Raw genomic sequence first — 18558 nt, 5'->3', positions numbered from 1 at the left:
TTACTTCAAGATTACTTTAAAAATCCCTTTAGGATCGTGTCCTCAGCTTCCTTTTCAGATAATCCCAGGGACATAAGTTTTATAAGCTGCTCAGATTCAATCCGGCCAATGGCAGCTTCATGAACTAACTGAGCCTCACTGTGTTCAGCCGCGATACGCGGAGTTGAATAAACTTTGGCATCATGCATAATAATCGCATCACATTGAACATGTCCGCGGCTGGCGCTGCGTCCAATTAAATCAAAATAAAAATCCTGCTTTGAGTGATCCTGAGCAACAGAGCGTGAAATAATTTGAGCTGAAGATCCTTCTCCATTCAATTCAACAATAATCTTGGACTCGGCTGATTGTTCCTTATCTGTCAAAAGCCGCTCGGTAATAATGACTTTTGCATTTTGAGCCAGACGAACCTCGGTATCCCTTTTCGTACTGTCAACACCTTTAATTTGCACGAGTTCCAACTCTACGGTTGCTCCTTCTTCAACGTCTAAAATGGTTTTAGGATTTAAGACACGACCGCCTGTGCCTGCCCCTTCGCCGTAGTGTTTTTCAACATAACGCATCTTAGCACCCTTACGGACATTAAACGTGTGGATTCCATCATGCTGTGATTTAGAGCAGCCGTCATTATGAATGCCGCATCCAGCAACAACTACGACATCTGAATATGCTCCGATTTCAAAGGAATTGTAAACAAGGTCATTTAAACTTTCTTCAGTCAAAATGACAGGGATATGAACACTTTCCCCTTTGGTATAGGGTTTAACAATAATGTCAATGCCCGGTTTATCAGTTTTCGTCAGGATATTAATATTATCCGTTGTACGACGCTCAACGCCTTGTCCATTTTTACGAATATTAAAAGCACCCTGAGGAATTTCATGCATGTCGGCTACTTTTGCGAGCATCGTTTTATCGAGCAAATTGAGCATCGTTGGCCATTCCTTTCTCACAAGGATTGCTGCAGAGGCAATCTTCATTATTGAAAATCACGGAAAGCAATTTCTCTTTTTCCGCCTGTTGACTGATTGTTCCGTCCTTCAGGAGAATAATCTCATCGGCAAGCTCCAAAATACGTTCTTGGTGAGAAATAATAACGATGGCAGTATCGTATTTGGCGTGAATATGTTTAAATGTTTCGGCCAGCTTTTGGAAGCTCCAAAGATCAATACCCGCTTCAGGCTCGTCAAATACTGCAACTTTGAGATTTCGCGCCAGAACGGAAGCGATTTCAATCCGTTTCATTTCTCCGCCGGAAAGACTGGCATCTGCTTCGCGTTCAAGATAATCCTGAGCACAGAGGCCAACATTAAATAAAAGATCACTGATATTTACTTTTTCCGGATTAGAGGCGGCGGACATCTCAAGCAGTTCCTTAACGGTTAATCCTTTAAAACGGGGCGGATTTTGAAAAGCATAGCCTATTCCCAGCCGGGCTCTTTCGGAAATTCCTTTAAACGTTATATCTTCCCCATTAAGCAGAATCTTTCCTGAAGTTGGTGAATAAATGCCCATAAGAATTTTGGCTAACGATGATTTTCCCCCGCCATTAGGGCCGGTAATTACATATATCTTTTTGGGTTCAAGTTTGAGATTGATTCCTTTCAGTATCTCAGTATTTGTCTCGCCTTCAATCTCAAATGTAATATCTTGTATTTCAAGCATCGTCTTTCCCCCTTGATTTTTGACCTATACCCTGTCCTCGTATTATTTAGTATCAATCATCAGGCGCTTTGTGTCAACCTACTTCTATTTCTCGATAGCCCACGACCTGATTTCTTCCTTTTTCTTTGCCTATATATAGGGCTCTGTCGGCTTTATTAACGCTTATCTTAATATCATCCTCATGGTCATGTTCAGCTACGCCAAAGGTCATTCGAACCTTAAGCTCTTGTCCATTGTCCCATGGAATAACAACGGCTTCAATTTTCTTTCGAATATCCTCAGCAATGTTCAGAGCTTCCTCATAGTTTCTGCCCACAAGCATAATCAAAAATTCCTCACCGCCCCAACGGCAGACCACGTCATTCTCTTTTATGTTTTTCTTAATGATTCTCGAAACCTCAATCAATACTTTATCCCCTGCAGCATGCCCTAACGAATCATTAAACTGCTTAAAATGATCAATATCTCCGAGTAAAAAAGAAATGGGTGTTCTCGTTGACTCATTTATCGCAATTATATTTAGAAAGCTTTCATTTAATCCTCTACGATTGTACGTATTTGTCAAATAATCATAGCGCGCTGCGTTTTCCAGCAGATTCTGATAAGATTTAATTTCCATAAGAGAATTCCTAAGGAGCCCTTCAGTCCGTTTTCGCTTTTCAACCTGAAGGAAAGTTGAGTAAAACAAAATGCAGATAAAGAGTATCGGCAAGGTAAAAAAGACGGATTTTAATACAATTGATGTGACAGGTACTATAAAAAACATTCTCCAAGGTGCTCTGTCAAAGTCGACAGAGTAGACGTAATATAAACCCATCCTTTGAGCCTTTCCCTTGCTCAGCCTTTTCATCTGATCGACATCAAGCTGTGAGAAGCTTAGCAGTACCTTTAACGGAGTGACTTGTGGTCCAACTTTTTTTATGTGACTCGTAGCGATTACAGTGTCAATATTGTCTACTAAGTAGCTTTCATACTCAGAGTCAATCAACTCACTCAAACGCACATTAGAGAAATTGAGAGAGACTACCCCCTTAAACGTATCCTTATCATAAACCGGACTGGATAAAGTTACAGCAAGCCCCTTTCCAATCGAATCCTTATATACTGGTGACCATGACGGTATACGAAGCGGATTATTTAGAGGCATTACATTTTTATAGAACCCTAAGTTTTTTAGATCCTCCGAAAATGCGAATTCGTTTGAGGGAACCCATGGATATATATTTACAAAATTATTCTTGCTGACATAAGATACCCATGCCAGATCCGGAAGCCTTTTATAAAAGTCATAGAAAAATTGGTTGTACTGAAAGGCGAGATTCATTTCCTCCCTGTTTATTCCGCTTTCAGGAATACTGCCTGCTCCAGATAAATTACCTACAGTCTCTTGATATTTTGTTCGTCCTGCGGCATCTAAATTATAGGTGTTCGTACTCGGGTTTGACTGCAAATACTTAAAAAGCTCGGAATCCTCTTTTTCGCCTTGTTGAAAATAAGTGTTTCCATACATGGTCATAAAGTTGATAAAATTGTCACTCAGTTCAATGTACTGATTGATTAAAGCTTCTTTTGACGCAGCTGTGCCTTCAAACTGATGAATTAAGGACGCATATTTACCATTATAGGAAATAATTAAAACTGTTATGATCAAAACGTACATTATCGTTTTTTTAATCAATAGCGAATTAACACTTCTCATTATTAATGCATCCTCAAAAAGTTAGTTTAGCCTTTTCTGCTCCAAAGACCATTTGATAACTAAAGCTCTATATGTTTTATAATCCAACCGCTATATTTCTCCAAACTTCATCAATTTTCCTCTAAATTCGATCATATCTTTTAAATAAAATCGAAGGCTATGACTTGAAAACAGCAAAGAGCCTACCCATTGGGTAAGCTCTTTATGGCATTATCATATTTAATTTAAATTAAATACTGATCTTAACCTCGGAAATAATTGACGCCGCCTTCAAAGATCGGCTGAACCTTGTTTCCTGGAATATTGACAGCAACTCCATTTCCCGTTCTTTCAGAGTGCCCCATCTTTCCAAGAATTCGGCCATCAGGACTGGTAATACCTTCAATTGCTTCGTAAGATCCATTCGGTGTATAAATCACTTCGTTGCTGGGGTTGCCGTTTAAGTCAACATATTGAGTCGCAACTTGTCCGTTAGCGATTAATCTTTGGATCGCTTCCGGTTTAGCAACAAATCGTCCCTCACCATGGGAAACAGCTACAGTATGAATATCACCCAAATGGACTCCGCTGAACCACGGCGATAGAGTGGAAACCACCTTGGTCTGAACCATACAGGAAACGTGACGCCCAATTTTATTGTACGTGAGGGTCGGTGAATCCTCCGTTAAATCGACGATTTCGCCGTAAGGAACGAGACCGAGTTTAATCAACGCCTGGAACCCATTGCAGATTCCGAGCATTAAACCGTCTCTTTGATTCAAAAGTTTCATCACTGCTTCTTTGATCCGGGGGTTTCTAAACATCGTCGCAATAAACTTACCGGAGCCGTCCGGTTCATCCCCTGCACTGAAACCGCCGGGAAGCATAACAATTTGAGACTGTTCAATCTTATGAACCATTTCCGAGACGGACTGTTCTACATCGGAAGCTGTTAAATTGCGGATAACTAGAGTTTCAGCAATCCCTCCGGCTTTTTCAAAAGCTTTGGCCGTATCATACTCACAGTTCGTTCCTGGGAATACCGGGATAAAAATGCGCGGCTTTGCTATTTTGCCCGACGGTCTCTTTGTATTGCGGCCATCATAGGAAATCGTTTGCGGCTCGGCGACTTTCCCCGTTTTCGTGGGGAAGATCTTTTCCAACGGCTTTTCCCATGCTTCAAAGGCCGTGTCAATTGCAATATCAACCCCGTTCACGCGAATAACCGGGGTTTCTTGGGTAGAACCAAGAACTTGATAATTAATTCCGTCGAACACATCCTTAAGATTGACACCTGCACCGATCTCAAGGACAATCGAACCATAATCGGCACGGAACAATGAATCAACCTTAACCGTACCGTTAAACGTCATACCAATCCGGTTGCCGAAAGTCATTTTACTGATTGCCGCCGCCAGTCCGCCCATTCGCACCGTGCAAGAGGAAAATACTTTGCCGGAACGGATCAGGGCATTAATTTTTTTATAATTTTGAATCAGCTGTTCAAAGTCAGGAATTTCATTTTCATCGCGGGAAGCGGAAACCAGAACGACCTGGCTGCTTGGCCGTTTGAATTCTTGGGAAACGACCTCATCTGTCTTCAACACATCAACCGCAAAAGCGACAAGCGTTGGGGGAACATGGCGGTCCATAAAAGTTCCCGACATGCTGTCCTTCCCTCCGATGGCCGGAATTCCAAGTTTCTTCTGGGCATAATAGGCCCCGAGCAGCGCACTGAAAGGTTTTCCCCATTTTTCAGGGTCCTTGCCCAGTTTTTCAAAGTACTCCTGCAAGGTCAAGCGTACTTTTTGATAGTCGCCGCCCAACGCAACAACTTTGGCTACCGCATCAACGACGGCATAAAGAGCTCCATGGAAGGGACTCCATTTTGCAAGCTGAGGATTGTAACCGTAGGACATGACTGTCGCCGTATCGGTTTCTCCGGAAAGGACGGGTATTTTCGCCGCCATTCCTTCAGCCGGCGTTGCTTGATATTTACCGCCAAATGGCATCAGGACAGTACTTGCTCCAATCGTTGAGTCAAAACGCTCGACCAAGCCTTTTTGACTGCAGACATTGAGATCTTGCAAGTTAGCGAGCCATGATTGACTTAAATTATCGAGATTATCGGGGAGCTTCTTAAAGTAATTTTCACCTGCTTTAGGAAGATTCACTTTTACGTCGGCATGTTGCTTAACGCCATTGGTATTCAAAAATTCGCGGCTGATATCAACAATGATTTGATCACGCCAAACCATTTTTAAGCGTGGATTTTCTTTTACTCTAGCCACAAGTGAAGCTTCCAGGTTTTCTTCCTGAGCATATTTAACAAATGCCTCAAAGTTTTCGGCAGATATAACAACAGCCATTCGTTCCTGGGATTCCGAAATCGCAAGCTCCGTTCCATCCAGCCCCTCATATTTTTTCGGGACCGCATCCAAATTAATTTCAAGCCCATCCGTTAATTCACCAATAGCCACAGAAACACCGCCTGCACCGAAATCGTTGCAGCGTTTTATCATCGTACTGACCGCTGAATTGCGGAACAGGCGCTGGATTTTTCGTTCTGTCGGCGGATTCCCTTTTTGAACTTCCGCACCGCAGGTCATCAGAGATTCTGTCGTGTGTTCCTTCGAGGATCCTGTAGCACCGCCGCAGCCATCACGGCCTGTTCTTCCGCCAACCAGGACGACGACATCATCCGGTTCAGGTGCTTTGCGCACAACGTTCGTACGGGGAGCAGCTGCGATCACAGCACCAATCTCCATCCGTTTCGCCACAAAATCCTCATCATAGACCTCGGTAACCTGACCTGTAGCCAGTCCAATTTGGTTGCCATAAGAACTGTAACCTGCCGCAGCACCTGTTGTAATCTTGCGCTGCGGTAGTTTGCCCGAAAGCGTATCTTCCATTTTAGCGCGCGGATCTGCACTTCCGGTTACGCGCATGGCCTGATAGACATAGGTACGTCCAGATAGCGGGTCGCGAATAGCCCCGCCAAGACAGGTTGCCGCTCCGCCGAAAGGTTCAATTTCTGTCGGATGATTATGGGTTTCGTTTTTAAACATGACAAGCCACTCTTCAACCTGTCCATCCACATTAACGGGTACAACAATGCTGCAGGCGTTAATCTCATCGGATTCATCGAGGTCTTGCAAAAAGCCCTTCTTCTTCAGTTCTTTGGCTCCCATGATTGCCATATCCATCAGGCAGACATCTTTATCCGGGAGCTTTGCACCGTAAACTTCTTCCCGAGTTGAAAGATATTCTTCATAAGCTGTATTAAGCGGTCCGGCAAAAGCGCCTTCCTCTATTGAGACCCGGTCAAGCTTTGTAAAGAAGGTCGTGTGGCGGCAGTGATCAGACCAGTAGGTGTCAATCACGCGGATCTCAGTAATCGTAGGATTTCGCTTCTCCGTTTCCCGGAAATAACGTTGGCAGAAAGCAAGGTCCTCTAAACTCATGGCCAGCCCTGCTCCCTTATAAAGCGCTGCTAACTCAGCCGGAGTTTTGTCAATAAAGCCTTCAAGGATTTCAACGTCCGGCGGAATATCCGCTTCAAACTCCAAGCTCTCCGGTTTTTCTAAAGAAGCTTCACGCGATTCTACAGGGTTGATGCAGTAGTTTTTAATATTTTCAAATTCCCCGTCGGTAATCAAGCCTGAAAGGACCATAACTTTTGCGGAAGCAATATTAGGGCGTTCTTTTTGAGTCAGAATCTGAACGCACTGTGCCGCAGAATCAGCCCGCTGGTCATATTGTCCGGGCAGATATTCCATCGCAAACGTACGATCTTCCGGTGAAATATCAGCATGCTCGTCATATACCCAATCCAACGGAGGCTCAGCAAAAATAATATTGCGCGACTCCCGATATTGAACCTCGGTTAATCCCGAGATATCATAACGGTTAATGATTCTTAAGCCAGTAAGCGCCTTGATTCCCAGATTCTCTCTTAGATCGTTCAAAAGGCCCTGAGCTTCAATATCAAATCCCGTTTTTTTTTCAACATAAATCCGTTTTACAGCTTGCGATCCCATATCTTCCTCCCACAGCAATTATTAAATCCGAACTTTCGGCCAGATTTTTCTTTTATCGTTCTGTTTTTATAATAATACCATGATATTTCGTCTTAGACTACCCTGTGAAACGAGTTTTAATCTTGTTTTTATCCGCGCGTGAAAAAACCTCCCGAACAGCTATGTATATACCATCAAAAAGGAAGCCCAAATAATTTCGGACTTCCTTTTTACCATAAATTGTTATACAGATACTCTTACTTCTAATTGAAAATTCTATTATATTTAGATTTACTGCACCTTGATCATTGCCGGTATGCTTACTGTTTCACCAACGCATTGAGCAGTTACGGAAATGGAATCACATTTTGTCAAGATTAAACCAGCCACAATCCAGTTTCCGCCGTTAGCAACAACTGTTGGTTGGGCTTTTCCATTAATACTAAGCACTACACTTGCACCTAAAGGGGCTGTTCCTGATACAGTTGTATTTGCTGCTGTTACTATTCCGGAAATTACGGGTACTGCAGTTTGATTTTGTGCTGGGATTTTATTGGGTGCTGGTACTACTATCATCGTTACTGGTTTACTCACTGATTTACCATCAGATTGTGCAGTTACGGAAATTAAATCATTTTGTGCTAAAGTTAGACCCGATACCATCCAATTGCCACCGTTATCTACAACTGCCGATTTGGCTGCTCCGTTCACATTAAGCACCACGTTTGCGCCTGAAGGGGCTCTGCCTGATACAGTTGTATCTCCATCTGTTACTATTCCAGAAATCACTGGTTCTGAAGTTTCAATGGACGCGGTGACTACTGTCGTTGTTGCTCCTGTACCCACTATTCTGCCACTTGCAGCTACAACAGCCGGCTGGGCTTGCCCGTTAATACTAAGGACTATACTTGCCCCGGAAGGAGCTCTCCCTGATACGGTTGTATCTGCCGCTGTTACTATTCTAGGAATTAAGGGTTCTGAAGTTTGAAGCGGCTTTGTAATGACTTTCATTTTTTTTGATGTATTCACAGTTTCACCAGCATACTGTGCTGTTACTGAAATCAAATCGCCTTTTGACAATTTTAAGTCCGGCACCGTCCATATTCCATCTTTTGCTACAACTGCTGGTTGGTCTTTTCCATTAACACTCAGCACTACACTTGCCCCGGAAGGGGCCCTCCCCGATACTGTTTTATCTTCTGCTGTTGCTATTCCGGTAATTACAGGTTCTATTGTTTCAAGTGGCGCAGCAGCTACTGTTATAGTTGTTGCTGTGCTCATTGTTTCGCCAACAGATTGAGCAGTTGCGGAAATCGAATCCCCTTGGGCCAAGATTAAACCCGACACCGTCCAGTTCCCACCCGTAGCGACAACTGCTGTCTGAGCTGCGCCGTTAACGCTAAACACTACACTTGAGCCGGAAGGAGCTTTTCCCGATACTGCTGTATCTGCTGCTGTTACAGCTCTGGAAATTACCGGTGATATTGTTTGACGAGGAGCTGCGGCAACGATCGCCGTAACTGATGTACTCATTGTTTCACCGGCATAATGAGCCGTCACGGAAATCAAATCACCTTCTGCTAGAGTTAAACCGGACACAGTCCAGTTTCCACCGGTATCAACAACTGCCTTTTGAACGATTCGTATAGACAACCAACGCATTCCAACAAGGATTACAATAAAACCTAAAGTTCCGAGGGTACTCCAAAGCGGCAATGAACAGAAAAGGGCTACACATGCAGCAATGCCCAGCCAGGAAATGATGGTCCAAGAAAAACGCCGTTCCTGGTTCAGCTTTAATGCCGCTAGGTTAGTTGCTATATACCAGATGAGCGTACAGGCACTGGCTACCGTCGTAAGCTGTCGCAACGGAACCAGATTTATAAGTACCAAACCTACTATAGTCAATAACACAATCATGAATTGAGGACTTTTAAATTTTTTATGTACACTGCCAAACCAGTGAGGCAATTCATGTTCTCGCCCCATAGCATGCCCCACCTTGGAGGTACTCATCAGATCACCCATTATATCGCTAAAAGTCAATATCCATACAGATAAAAGGATTATCCAGATACCCCGGCCTGCCGCAGTCTGAGCTCCAAGTAAAAGCGGCGTATCACTTCCCCCCATAGCATCAGCGCCAAGAACACCGAGGGTAGTACCAGCAATAATGAGGTAAATAACAGCGGTTATTAAAATTCCGCCGATAATGGCAAAGGGAATGGTCTTGCGTGGGTCCTTGATTTCATTCGCCATGATTGCGGTACGCTGAAAGCCATCCCACGACCAGAAAAAAATCGCTGCTCCACTCATAATACCTGTGATTCCAGAACTCAAAACCGGGGTCAGATTATCAATCTTTACATTTGGCACAGCAGAACCCACATATAATCCAAACAGGATCAAATTGATAAAAAATATGCCGATTAATACTTTTGAAGTGGGGGATATCCCAAAAAAATTCACAGCCGCAACAACGAGCAGAGCAATACTGGCTACAATTGGTACGGGCAATTCGGGAAATATTTGCGCAGAATAAGTTGCAAGCCCAAGTGAGGGGATGCCAAGGCCGACAATCCCTTTTATCAAATATGAAATCCCCGCAGCGAAACTGATGCTGGGATACCCAAAAAGGCGCATCCAGATGAACGCCCCACCTTCCTCCGGATAGTTGACTCCTACCTCCGCTGCACTGATCGCTGTCAACATAACGATGAATACACCAATAAGCATGGAAATCAAAATACCTGCACGGGCTTCTCCTGTTGCTTCGCCCAAGGTGGTATATATCCCCGTACCAACCATCATCGCCGAAGTAAGAAGTAATGCCGTTACTTTTCCCAAACTTCCTTTGCCGGAGCCTGATGACTGGGATTGAGTTGCAGGAGTTGACATATTATTTATCCTCTTTTTCAGAATTGTGTTTATTTATTATCATAATTTTCTTTTTATTAATAATCGTTATTATCTCTAAATCCGCGTGATCTAATACTTTTGCCCAAATAAAAGATTCCAAATTTAAGGTTTGTTTATTCCCTTCATAGTAAATTTTTAGTCACTGTTTAATAAGTAACGAATACGATAACTAAAGAAAATTTAATTATCGGAGAAAAGCTGCATGGTAACTTATAGAGTTCAAAATGGCGATACACTCTATACGATTGCGGGTCGTTTCGGGATTCATGTTGAAATGCTCGCAATGACCAATAATCTGTTTTGGCCTTATAAAATATTTGAAGGGCAGAAACTATTAGTTCCAATTACCCTATCAAATGAGAATTTAAATTTTAGAAATAACAGATCGGAACATAATTTAGCAACCATAAGAAAGATTTTCTCTCAGGAAGGTTCTACTTCAGGAGGAGTTTTTAAGTTTACTTTCCCACGTTTTGATCTAAGGATCAGAATAGGTGACCTTATAATAGAACCTGATCTGGCTCTCACTTCCTGGGCAGCCTTTAATCAATTAGGAAATCACAGCATGCTGATGGGGGATTTGGTTTTACTCGAAAACGAAGTTGCTCCTGTCATGTGTAGTCTATTAGAAAACGGAATTGAAGTAACCGCGCTTCATAATCATCTACTCTATGAATCACCTCGAATTATGTTTCTACATATTAAAGGAGAAAAAGCGCCGATTCAACTTGCTCAAAGTATAAGAAAAGCACTTTCTTTAACAACAACTCCCTTGAACGCAAAAACACAGTACCCGCCCTTTCAAATTAACTGGCAAGCTATGGAACATATTTTAGGATACAAAGGTTCTCATAAAGGTAATGTGCTGCAGTTATCCGTTCCAAGAACTTCAATAATTTCAGAGGGTGGTCATCCATTATCCCCAGCTATGGGAATATCACATGCTCTTAATTTTCAATCCGTTGGACAGAATGTAGCTACCACAGGTGATTTTGTCTTATTTGCACACGAAGTCAATCCCGTTGTAAGTATCTTAAAGAGGAATAATATTGCTGTTACTGCTATTCACAATCATATGTTAATAGAAGTCCCGCGACTATTCTTCATGCACTTCTGGGCCATAGACAAACCAGAACATTTAGCTCATACTTTCAGGTCAGTTCTTGATTTAGCAAAATAATTCTTATGTATTTGCCCAATTTGGACATGCCGGGCAATCTCGCATTAAGCAGTCAGGATACTGCAGATATTGAGGCTTTTCTTAAGACATTAAAGTAAAAATTCTATTAAAAGCTCCCACGTTAGGCGTGGGAGTCTTAATAGAATAAAAGTTTTGTAGGCAGTAGTTTAAATTTTGGTAGTTTTTTAAGCATTGAGTATTATTTTATGTATTCTCGCAGCCAATTTTCGATTTCTTCAGCAGGTTTCGGTTTACTGAAGTAATATCCTTGGACTTCTCCGCACCCTTTTTCACGCAGAAAGTTCAGATGTTCCTCAGTTTCAACCCCTTCAGCAACGGTCTTAAGATTTAAACTCTGCGTCAGGCTGATGATCGAATCAATAATTACTTCCGCTTCCGTATGTGTCCCTATTCTGCGCACAAAGGATTGGTCAATTTTAAGTTTATTGATTTTAAAGCGGGTTAAATAGGCAAAGGATGAATATCCTGTCCCAAAATCATCGATCGCAATTGAAACCCCAAGTGAGTGGAGTTCATCCAGTAATTCAATCGCTTTTTCAGGTTCACTCATGGCTGCGGTTTCAGTCAATTCCAGTTCTAAATACTCTGCGGGAAGATTCGCTTCTTCAAGCAATTGGCGAACGATTTGGGCGATATTCTTTTCTCTTAACTGTACTGCGGATAGATTCACCGCAATAGTCATCGGGGCGATCCCCTGATCCAACCAATTTTTCATCTGTTGGATGGCCGTAACCAATACCCATTCTCCAATCGGCAAAATCAAACCGCTCTCCTCTGCCAGGGGTATAAACTCCATCGGAGATACAAGGCCGAACTCCGGATGCTGCCAACGAATCAGAGCTTCTATGCCGACAACTTTACCCGTGGTTAAGGATATTTGAGGCTGGTAGAACAAACGCAATTGTTCCCGTTCTAAAGCCTTCCGCAGCGCATTTTCCATTTGTACCTGGCGCACAGACCGCAGCTGCATTTCGGGATTAAAAAAACGATATGAATTGCGGCTTCCCTGCTTGCAGTAATATACTGCAATATCAGCACACTTATAAAGGCTTTCAAAATCCAGTCCATTGCCGGGAAAAACAGCAATGCCGATCGACGGTGTAATAATTAACTCATGCCCTTCGATTTGAAAGGGTTGGGATTGTTCAAGAATCACTTTTTCAGCAGCATGGGCGGCCCCATCTTCATCAACGTTTGTGAGTAATATGATAAATTCATCTCCGCTGAGACGAAAAACAACTTCTTGATGCTTATATTGATTTTTAAAAATTGCTTTTAAACGTTTAGCCTGTTCTATAAGCATTAGATCCCCAATACGATGGCCTAATGTATCATTGATATTCTTAAAGTGATCGAGATCAAAAAACATCAGCGCAAGTGACTCTTCTTTTTCCTTCGCCTCAGTGATTGCTTCGTTGACACGTTCTTTAAGCAAAGACCGATTGGGTAAGTCTGTCAAGGCATCATAGTAAGCCAAATGCTGAATTTGTGCTTCCGCGACCCTTTGCTGGGTTACATCACGGATTGTTTCTATTCCAGCCATGACCTCGCCTTCTGTATCCCTTAAAACGGATGCAGTTGACCAAAGATAGGTATTATCAGGGGCTAAATGCTCAGTTATTGACTCACCGATGAGTACATCCTCTTGAGTAAGGCGGATTGAATTATAATGATTTGCTTTCTCTTGATTGTAATTAAAGGCAAGATCAATTAAGATCGGATGCCTTCGATGATAAAACGGAACGGAATACTCATAGTTTCCTTTACCAAGCATATCTTCTTTTTTGACACCCGTCATCATTTCAATAGCTTTATTCCAAGCAATGATCTTACCCTTATTATCGATAACAAAAGTTGCATCAGGAAGAAAGTCAATGATATCCATTAAGCGTTGCTGAGCATCAAGAAGATCTTTTTCGGCTTGCAGGCGCTGTGTAATATCGCTTAAAATTCCGATGTAGTTTGTGATTTCACCCTGGGCATCGACAATTTGACTGATCGAAAGCCCTTCTGCATATTCACTGCCGTCTTTACGAAGATTCCAGATTTCACCTTGCCAATATCCTGTGGCTTGGATCTCTTTCCACATGCTCTCATAAAACTTCTTATCCTGTCGTCCTGACGAAAGAAGATTAGGATTCTTACCCATCGCTTCCTCTTCACTATATCCCGTTAAATCCGTAAAAGCCTTGTTAACTGACAGAATGGTCGCCTTTATGTCGGTGATGATAATTCCTTCGTGACTGTGTTCAAACACCTTAGCATAAAGCCGAAGACGATCTTCGGCAATTATGCGTTTACGATTCATGTCAAACCGATCAAGAGCATATCTGATGTTTGCTGCCAGCTCACCTAGCAGATTGATCATCTTTAAATCAAAAATGTTAGGATCTGAATGGTAAACAGATAAAACGGCATAGGGCTGGCCCCCGCGCTGAATGGGAATTGCAGCACTTGCTCTCCATCCGTATTGGCGTGCTTTTTCCTGCCAAGGTTGAGTAGTTTCATCTTTCAAATAATCTTTACTGATTACCATGTGATTTTCACGAAAAGCAATCCCGCAAGGCCCTCGTCCTTCTGAGACATCACAGCTTGAAGAAATGAAAATATCTTTTAAATACTCTGTCGAGCTGCTGCCATAACTTGACAAGACAAAAAATCGGCCATCTTCAGATGGTCGCCCCATCCAACTCATTTCCATTTCACCATACTCTACGGCAATACGGCAGATTTGATCCAACAGCTGTCTTTCCGTAGAGCAGTGAACAATGGCTTTATTGGTCTCGGCTAAAACAACGTACAGTCGATTAAGGTAATGGATGTGTCTTTCATATTCATTTAAATATTTAATAATATTTCTATGGTTGGACTCATATATCGGTTCTTTCATATATGAATCTCCTTTATAAGCAGTACTCTTACCCCTGTAAGTTTTTTCGATCTATTATGACAATTTAGAATAACACTTTTATTCTATTTTTGAAGAAGTTTTTCCTTCTTTATAATAAAAATAAATATATCTAAATCTAAAACTTACTCCAAAAAATATACATGTTACTCCACCAATTGACAGAGAACCGGAAAAACAAATGACCTCTTCACCTAGTGTGAAGAGGTCATTTGACCCAGTATATAATCCCGCAAAGCTCCTCCGAACAAAACCGTTGAGTAATGACCAAGATTCACCTACTTAATTCGTTCTGATACTGTTCTAACGGACACCTTTCTAAAGATTTGCAATTCCCTCGGTAAGGCAACAGAGTGGGTGTTGAAGAACTGGAACGAAACAATTTAGGAATTTGGATAGACGTTTTTGGAGAGAAGTTGTTGACTAAGGAACATTAAGGATAAGGTAATCTCAGGACAAAAATCTGATACAATCAATGAAACTACTAAACAACTGAACTACTGGCACTACCGAAACACTAGGATGCGAAATAACCATGACAACCTTTGATAAACGAAAAACTACATGAGACGAGCATTAAGTGTCATCCGAAGGAGGAGCTTTGCGGGAAATCCAGCAATAGGTACAACAAAAGCCATCCCTAAGGGGTGGCTGTAATCCGTCCGGCAACCTTCATCATATCCTTCCAACTATGCCGCGGATTGTTTCCAGCCCTCGTCGGTAGTCGATAAACCAGATTTGAATGAATGCTTCTCGATAACGTATAACTTTTTCTGATTTAATAATAAATCTATTTTTCAAGATTGTCAAGAGTTTTGTGCTATTTCCACAACCTATTCATGAGTGTTTTTATTTCTTCCTTGCGGTGCTTTGTTTCCTCCATGTCTATTCGGTAAACCCCATCTTCTTCATAAACTGCATCCCCCTCGCAAACTCCTGGGGGAAGCATCCTGCGCTGAATTGTTATGATTTGACGCTCTTCTGTCTCGATGACTGCCAGATCTCCTTCAAAACGATCAATAATACCCTTCACGGATTTCACCTCCCCTTGATGCTTATATTCTTTCCATCGGATTCTGCTGTTATTGTTCCTGACTGATCTGTACGGAAAATTGTTGCACCAGCTTTCTGGAGCTTTGCAATCGTGCTTGCTGAGGGGTGACCATAGGGATTATCCTTGCCTGCAGAAATAACCGCATATTTAGGATGAACTAAAGATAAGAAGCGCGCTGATGTCGATGTTCGAGAGCCATGGTGGCCAACCTTCAAAATATCGGCTTTAAGGTCAAAACCTGCATTGATCATCTCTTCTTCGGATTCTGTTTGCGCGTCTCCCATAAAAAGAAAACTTGTTTCAATGTAGGTAAGTTTTAAAACTGCACTATAATTGTTGACTTCCTCATAGTTTGATGAGTTAGGAGCAAGAATTTCTGCTTTGACCTCTGGGCCTAGATCCAAATTCAGACCGGCCTTTGCTTCCGTAATTCGAAGTCCTTTTCGGCTGATAGAAGTAATTAAACTCCGAAAAGATTGAGTTGTTGACGTCTCCTTCGGCATTACAACCTGACCAATATCAAAGGCATTCGTTATCACATCAGCTCCTCCTATGTGATCTGAGTGAGGGTGAGTCCAGATTGTTACATCTAAACGTTTTATTCCTTGGCTCTTAAGGTAAGAAACGACTTTGTTTCCCTGATCATTTTCCCCTGCGTCAATAAGAATCGTCTTGCCATTGGGCAGCTGGATTAAACTCGAATCTCCCTGCCCGACGTCAATATACGATACACGGAGCTTTCCTTCTGAAGTTGCTTGTGATCTGCTTTCTTGTGAGAAATCAGCTGCTGCTTTTAAAGCGGATGATGAGTCTATATTTGAAATACAACCCGTCAGGAATAATACGGAACTCAAGCTTATTACAAAAGCCGCTAATATATAGACCATCTTTCCCTTATGTCTTTTCCAAGGTGAATTCATGTCAACCTCCATGTCTTGCCGCTAAATAGTCCTTATCGGCTATCCGTATCACTATATTCGAGGGCAGCTTCCAATTTTCCTACTTCCTTTATCACTATCAGCATTCATTAAACCGTTTTCAATAAATGGTTCATTAAAAACTAAAGGTTTAGAAGACCCAATCGGGTTTCTAAACCTCTGCTTAAAAACAATTGAATAAAATAATGTTGTTTTTTTATGGCTGAATTACTTTCTCGATAAAAATTTGAACAAGCTCAGGATCGAACTGTGTTCCTGAATTTTTTCGCAGTTCTTCTATAGCTTCTTCTTTCGATATTGCTTCGCGATAGCTTCGCTCATTTGTCATTGCATCATAACTGTCAGCAATGGCAATAATCCGTGCAAACAAGGGGATTTGTTCAGCCCTTATGCCCTTGGGATATCCATGACCATCCCAACGCTCATGGTGAGCTAATACATCCTCTGCCATCTTTGCCATATCGTTTACAGTACGAAGAATTCGATAGCCAATCTCCGAATGACGTTTGACCTCCCCCCATCCTGCATTATCCAAAGGGGTTGGACTTGTCAAAATACTGCCGTCGATCGCAATTTTCCCAATATCATGCAACAGGCCTACTGTTTTAAGCTCTACAATCTCGTTCTCGGGTAAACCTAAAGCCTCTCCCATACGCACACATAAATCAGATACCTGTTTCGAATGAATGTCCTCTGCTTTATTATTTTCATTCAAAGTCCGTGCGATCGCCGTAACTGTTCTGCCGCGCATGCTTGGACTTTCAAACAGCTTCATGGTATACATATGATCTTCGGCTTTTTTTAAAACTTCCTCAATATTTTGGACACAACTATACTTTGTTTCATAGCCAAAGGATATGGAAATTTCAATCGAACCTATTTTTTCTTCAGTTGCACAAGAATGGATCCTTTTTACAATTTTCTCCGCTTCATTTCTATCCGTATTCGGAAGAAGAATAATAAATTCATCTCCGCCAAGACGTGCGATAATATCATCTCCGCGGCATGCCTTTCGCATAACTTCGGCGACCTTTTTCAAAAGTTCATCTCCAAAAGAATGGCCGAAGGAGTCATTGACAAGTTTTAAGCCATTGACATCCGCCATTACGAGAGTCAAAGGATAATTGCGCTCTACATCTAAGCGTTTAAGTTCCTCCTCATAATAGCGCCGGTTATAAAGACCCGTCAGCTGGTCGTGATAACTTAAGTAAAGAATTTTATCCTGTGCATCTTTCCGCGTTGTAACATCTTGAATCGTTCCAATCATGCGCAGGGGCTCATTATTGCTGTCGAGCTCAATTTCTCCGAGTCCGTGTATCCACCGTTCCTCGCCGTTGGAAAAACGCCGAATGGGGTATTCATAATCAAAAAGCTTTCTTTGCGCGTAAATTTCCTGAAAGTGGGCTTCAACGCGTTCGCACCAATCCGGGTGAACAAGAGCATACCAGCCTTCAATTGAATGAGGATAAGTTTTATCGATTCCAATTATCCGATGCAATTCTTCCGAACACGTTAATAACCCTGTTTTATAATTCATGATGAAGCTGCCGATTTGTGATACGCGCTCGGACTCACGCAATAAATAGGCACTGTCTTTTAGTGCCTTTTCCGCTTTAGTGAGTTCAGAAATATTCAGCATGAAACAAGAAATGCTCTTAACCTTACCCGTATTGGCTAATGTAGGCGACCAAAAGCCCTGCCAATACAAAGAGCTTTCATCATCCGCTTTATACTCATCAATGAGAACAAAGCTTTCACCCGCTAAAACGCGATCACAATTTGCCTTAATAGTCGTTTGAAACGCATGATTGCCTAAAGCCGTGAGAATACTCATCCCGCATCGAATTTCAGTTCCGAATATTTCCTTTATGCTTTCTTTATGTTTTTTATTAAAACTGAGGTAGCAATAATCGTGATCTAAAGAAAAGTTGCTTACCTCAGGCGAGTCAGCAAAAATCGCCCGGAATAGAGTGTATTGTTGTTCCAATTGGGTATTGATTTTATCAATCTGCTGCGAACGAAGCCTAAGCTTTTGCTTAAGTGCTCTGTTTCTATAAAAAACTCCAAAAAGGAAAATCACTCCGCCGATTACTGAGATCAAAATAACATATAGGGAAGAGGGAAAGGCAAAAAGGGTAAATAGTCCAACGCTCAAAGATGTTGCAAGAGTTTTCAT

At 42.0% G+C, this 18558-nt stretch carries 10 protein-coding genes; 1 reads left to right on the top strand and 9 read right to left on the bottom strand.

The window, feature by feature from the left end; genetic code table 11:
* Positions 1-11: 11 nt before the first annotated feature.
* The 5 genes from ACHOLT_RS12585 to ACHOLT_RS12565 all read right to left on the bottom strand — a co-directional run bounded on the left by ACHOLT_RS12585 (position 12) and on the right by ACHOLT_RS12565 (position 10260).
* A complete protein-coding gene (locus ACHOLT_RS12585) occupies positions 12-932 on the bottom strand; it encodes a SufB/SufD family protein (protein WP_425808041.1) in 921 nt (306 codons plus the stop codon).
* A complete protein-coding gene (locus ACHOLT_RS12580) occupies positions 913-1665 on the bottom strand; it encodes an ABC transporter ATP-binding protein (RefSeq protein WP_425801141.1) in 753 nt (250 codons plus the stop codon). The genes ACHOLT_RS12585 and ACHOLT_RS12580 overlap by 20 nt, the downstream gene beginning before the upstream one ends.
* A gap of 73 nt (positions 1666-1738) precedes the next feature.
* Positions 1739-3364, bottom strand: coding sequence for a sensor domain-containing diguanylate cyclase (locus ACHOLT_RS12575; RefSeq protein ID WP_425801139.1), 1626 nt, complete (start codon positions 3362-3364; stop codon positions 1739-1741).
* Positions 3365-3606: 242 nt separating this feature from the next.
* Positions 3607-7383: a phosphoribosylformylglycinamidine synthase gene (locus ACHOLT_RS12570; protein WP_425801137.1), complete on the bottom strand. Its 3777-nt coding sequence runs from the start codon at positions 7381-7383 to the stop codon at positions 3607-3609.
* 270 nt (positions 7384-7653) lie between these two features.
* Positions 7654-10260 (bottom strand): amino acid permease, encoded by a 2607-nt coding sequence (locus ACHOLT_RS12565; protein ID WP_425801135.1) that lies wholly within the window; start codon positions 10258-10260, stop codon positions 7654-7656.
* Between the two features lie 223 nt (positions 10261-10483).
* On the opposite strand from ACHOLT_RS12565, the gene ACHOLT_RS12560 reads away from it, so the two are divergent.
* Positions 10484-11461, top strand: coding sequence for a DUF1259 domain-containing protein (locus ACHOLT_RS12560; protein ID WP_425801133.1), 978 nt, complete (start codon positions 10484-10486; stop codon positions 11459-11461).
* Positions 11462-11660: 199 nt separating this feature from the next.
* Here the strand turns inward: ACHOLT_RS12560 and ACHOLT_RS12555 are convergent, their stop codons facing one another.
* From ACHOLT_RS12555 to ACHOLT_RS12540, 4 genes are all read right to left on the bottom strand, one after another.
* Entirely contained in the window at positions 11661-14372 is a 2712-nt protein-coding gene (locus tag ACHOLT_RS12555) for a bifunctional diguanylate cyclase/phosphodiesterase (RefSeq protein ID WP_425801131.1), read from the bottom strand.
* Positions 14373-15210: 838 nt separating this feature from the next.
* Complete coding sequence (locus ACHOLT_RS12550; protein ID WP_425801129.1) at positions 15211-15423, bottom strand: DUF3006 domain-containing protein; 213 nt, start codon at positions 15421-15423, stop codon at positions 15211-15213.
* 5 nt (positions 15424-15428) lie between these two features.
* Positions 15429-16364 (bottom strand): ComEC/Rec2 family competence protein, encoded by a 936-nt coding sequence (locus ACHOLT_RS12545; protein WP_425801127.1) that lies wholly within the window; start codon positions 16362-16364, stop codon positions 15429-15431.
* A gap of 214 nt (positions 16365-16578) precedes the next feature.
* Complete coding sequence (locus ACHOLT_RS12540) at positions 16579-18558, bottom strand: diguanylate cyclase (RefSeq protein WP_425801125.1); 1980 nt, start codon at positions 18556-18558, stop codon at positions 16579-16581.

Source organism: Desulfitobacterium nosdiversum, assembly GCF_049860565.1.
GTDB lineage: Bacteria > Bacillota > Desulfitobacteriia > Desulfitobacteriales > Desulfitobacteriaceae > Desulfitobacterium_A > Desulfitobacterium_A nosdiversum.
The sequence above is the reverse complement of the archived record's forward strand: the minus strand, read 5'-3'. Positions and strand labels throughout refer to the sequence as shown.

What these genes read in the sequence shown, in the direction of transcription:
- ACHOLT_RS12575 (WP_425801139.1), bottom strand. Translation starts at nt 3,364, where the DNA reads ATGAGAAGTGTTAATTCGCTATTGATTAAAAAAACGATAATGTACGTT.
- ACHOLT_RS12580 (WP_425801141.1), bottom strand. Translation starts at nt 1,665, where the DNA reads ATGCTTGAAATACAAGATATTACATTTGAGATTGAAGGCGAGACAAAT.
- ACHOLT_RS12570 (WP_425801137.1), bottom strand. Translation starts at nt 7,383, where the DNA reads ATGGGATCGCAAGCTGTAAAACGGATTTATGTTGAAAAAAAAACGGGA.
- ACHOLT_RS12545 (WP_425801127.1), bottom strand. Translation starts at nt 16,364, where the DNA reads ATGAATTCACCTTGGAAAAGACATAAGGGAAAGATGGTCTATATATTA.
- ACHOLT_RS12560 (WP_425801133.1), top strand. Translation starts at nt 10,484, where the DNA reads ATGGTAACTTATAGAGTTCAAAATGGCGATACACTCTATACGATTGCG.
- ACHOLT_RS12555 (WP_425801131.1), bottom strand. Translation starts at nt 14,372, where the DNA reads ATGAAAGAACCGATATATGAGTCCAACCATAGAAATATTATTAAATAT.
- ACHOLT_RS12565 (WP_425801135.1), bottom strand. Translation starts at nt 10,260, where the DNA reads ATGTCAACTCCTGCAACTCAATCCCAGTCATCAGGCTCCGGCAAAGGA.
- ACHOLT_RS12585 (WP_425808041.1), bottom strand. Translation starts at nt 932, where the DNA reads ATGCTCAATTTGCTCGATAAAACGATGCTCGCAAAAGTAGCCGACATG.
- ACHOLT_RS12540 (WP_425801125.1), bottom strand. Translation starts at nt 18,558, where the DNA reads ATGAAAACTCTTGCAACATCTTTGAGCGTTGGACTATTTACCCTTTTT.